This is a genomic window from Dethiosulfatibacter sp. (genome assembly GCF_983023055.1).
The window spans coordinates 1-3,139 of the sequence record NZ_CEZJXU010000315.1 but is presented as its reverse complement, the minus strand read 5'-3'; the positions used below and the strand labels follow the sequence as shown (position 1 = coordinate 3,139).

General features: G+C 35.7%; 4 protein-coding genes. All 4 read right to left on the bottom strand.

Annotation, left to right across the window (positions count from 1 at the left end):
* Nucleotides 1-109 precede the first annotated feature (109 nt).
* Nucleotides 110-697 (bottom strand): DUF5317 family protein, encoded by a 588-nt coding sequence (locus AC3AX0_RS10225; protein WP_487550192.1) that lies wholly within the window; start codon nucleotides 695-697, stop codon nucleotides 110-112.
* A gap of 306 nt (nucleotides 698-1,003) precedes the next feature.
* Nucleotides 1,004-1,528 (bottom strand): ribosome hibernation-promoting factor, HPF/YfiA family, encoded by a 525-nt coding sequence (gene hpf / locus AC3AX0_RS10220; RefSeq protein ID WP_487550191.1) that lies wholly within the window; start codon nucleotides 1,526-1,528, stop codon nucleotides 1,004-1,006.
* A 228-nt stretch (nucleotides 1,529-1,756) separates the two neighbouring features.
* A complete protein-coding gene (locus AC3AX0_RS10215) occupies nucleotides 1,757-2,458 on the bottom strand; it encodes a ComFC family protein (RefSeq protein WP_487550190.1) in 702 nt (233 codons plus the stop codon).
* Between the two features lie 127 nt (nucleotides 2,459-2,585).
* Nucleotides 2,586-3,139 (bottom strand): ATP-dependent DNA helicase (locus AC3AX0_RS10210; RefSeq protein ID WP_487550189.1); only part of this gene is annotated, 554 nt, incomplete at its 5' end.

Genomic DNA, 3,139 nt, shown 5'->3' with positions numbered 1-3,139 from the left:
TGCGGTATATCGCACCAATTATTTTTACTATGAGTCCCGCCATTCCAAGAACAGCCGCACCCTTTAAAAAGTTTTTACCGGACATTTATATTGTGACCTCCATGTAGTCTTATCTGAAAAGTCCTTTTGAATAACCAAAGTTTCGTCCTTTTCTTATATTCTTGTCTGTCATTATCTGCTGTATTATAAGTATTATTCCTGCAAATATGAGAAGGTCTCCCAGTGTTGCAACAGAAGGATATACAAAGAACTTGTTAAAGGGAACAATTCCTCCCATTATACTTTTCTCCTGTGGAATCAACTTGAAAAATCTTACACTTTCTGATTTTAGCAGCTGTACTATCTCACTGCTATAGACTTTCTGCGCATTCTCAAGGGTCAAACCTATTCTCAAACCATTGAGAATTACCATTATAAAATTAAAAACCGCTCCTGTCAATACAATTACCATATATCTTATCCTCAGATTTGTAAGCATTGCAAGTATTACGAGAACATATGATGAAACAAGGATCACGTCAAGAACCCTATCATTTATGGTTACCAGTCCAACATTCAGCATGAAAATAGAAACCTGAATAAGAAAACTTAGAATTATTAAAAAGGGAAACCTTATGTTTACATATCCAATTCTTTCGATTTTGCCTCTTCCTACCTTGCCTATTATCAATCCTATAACAACTGCATATATGAACAACTCTTATCCTCCCTTGAAAATCATATTGTGATTCACCAACTAGAAACAATTATACTTTATTGTATTTTCATTTACAAGGCAATATATATCTTTAGTATTCAAAAATCCACATTATTTGGATATTTTAACTTTCTTATACATCAAGAAAGCAGCTATGCTGCGTTAAATAGGTCACAGCGACATAGTCGCGTTAGATGTGAAACAGATAGTGACCATAGTATTTATTAAGATGCGAAGGAAACTTTCCTAAGATATCAAAAAGGCTGTCTGGAAATATTTCCAAACAGCCTCTCTCTATTGCATTTTTTAAAACTCGGGCTCTATCAATCCGTAGTTTTTATCCTTTCTCTTGTATACTACATTTACTTCTTCTGTCTCTGAATTTAGGAAAACAAAGAAATTGTGATTTACAAGATCCATCTGAAGCACTGCTTCTTCAACATTCATAGGCTTCATTGCGAATCTTTTTGTTTTGACTATTTTTGATTCATCTTCATCTTCAAGGGGTTCGATATTGTCGAATCTTATAGTCTCCGGCATGTGTTTTTTGTTCTGGAGCTTTGTTTTGTGCTTTCTGATCTGTCGTTCCAATGTATCTACTGCAGTGTCAATTGAGTGATACATATCGTCGGTAACTTCTTCAGTTCTTAGAATTACTCCAGCAAAAGGAACTGTGATTTCAATAATCTGTCTTAGCTTTTCAACACTTAGTACTACCTTAACCTCCACATCCTTATAAAAAAACTTATCCAGCCTGGCAATCTTTTTCTCGACAGTGTCTCTCAAGCTTTCTGTAATGTTGATGTTCTTTCCAAATATTTTAGTTTTCATATGTCTGTCCCCTTTCTACGTTTGTATTTTTTAATATACCCATTTGGAGGGTATTTAAACACTAAATAATTTGTTTTTCCCATGCTCTTCAAAAATATTTATTCATAAAGATGTTTATACAAATTGTGTATAACTCTGTTAACAACCCCTGTTTTCAACCATCTTTCTGTGGATAACTTACCTTTTCTTTGCTATTTCGTTAATAATTATACAAGGTATCTATATCCATTATCTGGCTATTGTGACACACCATATTTGGTTGGTACCGTTTTCCTGCAATATTGATGCACATGCATTAAGGGTTGCTCCCGTAGTATAAATATCATCCACCAGTAAAATCCTTGAAACCCTTCCTGGTTTTTCAGAATATTCAAAGGCGTCCTTTACATTCATCCACCTTTTTTCACCGGTTAGACTACTTTGGGGAACTGTCTTTTTAGTTCTTATGATTAATTTTAACACAGGTGAACCGATTTTTAAAGAAATATACTTAGCAATTAGTTCAGATTGATTATATCCCCTGGTTCTAAGCTTGGATTTGTGAAGAGGAACGGGAACAATTGCATCAAATCCTTCAATTTTCTCTTCCTCAAGACTTTCCACAATCATATGACCAAAAAATTTGTACAAGTAGGATTTCCCACCGTATTTGTATTCCCTTACAAGCTTTTTCACCAGTCCCGTATATTCAAGAGGTGCTATAGCTCTTTCAAAGGACTTTACTCTTAAGAGACATTCGTCACATAGATAAGAGTCATGGTCAAGAGGCTTTGAACACTTGCTGCAGAGAAGTCCTTTAAGTCTTTCCAGTTCTGTGTTGCATGATTTACAAATATGTGATTCGCCAATATATTCATCCCTGTAGTTACAGATATAGCAGAGATTTTTCTCCGGCACAAGAAGTTCAGCTAATTCGTCAAGAATTTTCAATTCATCATCACCTTCAGTCCAATATTCATAATTTTATCATTCAAGTATTAATTTAATCTTAATATACAGCGTCTAACGCGTTGTAGCCGCTGTGTACTAGATGACGCAGCATAGCTACTTTATCTGTCTAGATTAAATAATTTTTTATTTGGGACAGTCTGTAGTCAAGTCCTGAGTATCTTTCTGTTGTCTTGTTGTTTTTTATCATCATCTTAATATATCTTTCATATCCTACTAATACAACCAGCCTTTGGGCTCTGGTGACGGCAGTATAGAAGAGGTTTCTGTTCAGAAGCATTGGAGGAGCCCATGTAACCGGTATGACAACAGCGGGAAATTCACTTCCCTGGCTTTTATGCACCGTAACTGCATAGGCAGGAATCAGCTCGTCAAGTTGTCCAAAGTTGTATTCAACTTCTTTACTGCCATCGAATTCTACCCATAACTTCTCGTCCTTCACATCTATATACCTTATATAACCTATGTCTCCGTTGAATACGCCCTCTCCCTTATCATCTTCACCTTCAGACTTTTCTATATTCCACTTCAACTGGTAATTGTTTTTAATCTGCATTACCTTGTCACCTACCCTGAAAATATAGTCTCCGTGCTTTCTTTCCGTCTTTCTGTCAGACTCAGGATTCAAGGTCGCCTGGAGCATCCTGTTAAGCTCTATTGTTC

Excerpts from the sequence above, each read along its gene's own strand:
- hpf (WP_487550191.1), bottom strand. The coding sequence starts at position 1,528 with ATGAAAACTAAAATATTTGGAAAGAACATCAACATTACAGAAAGCTTG.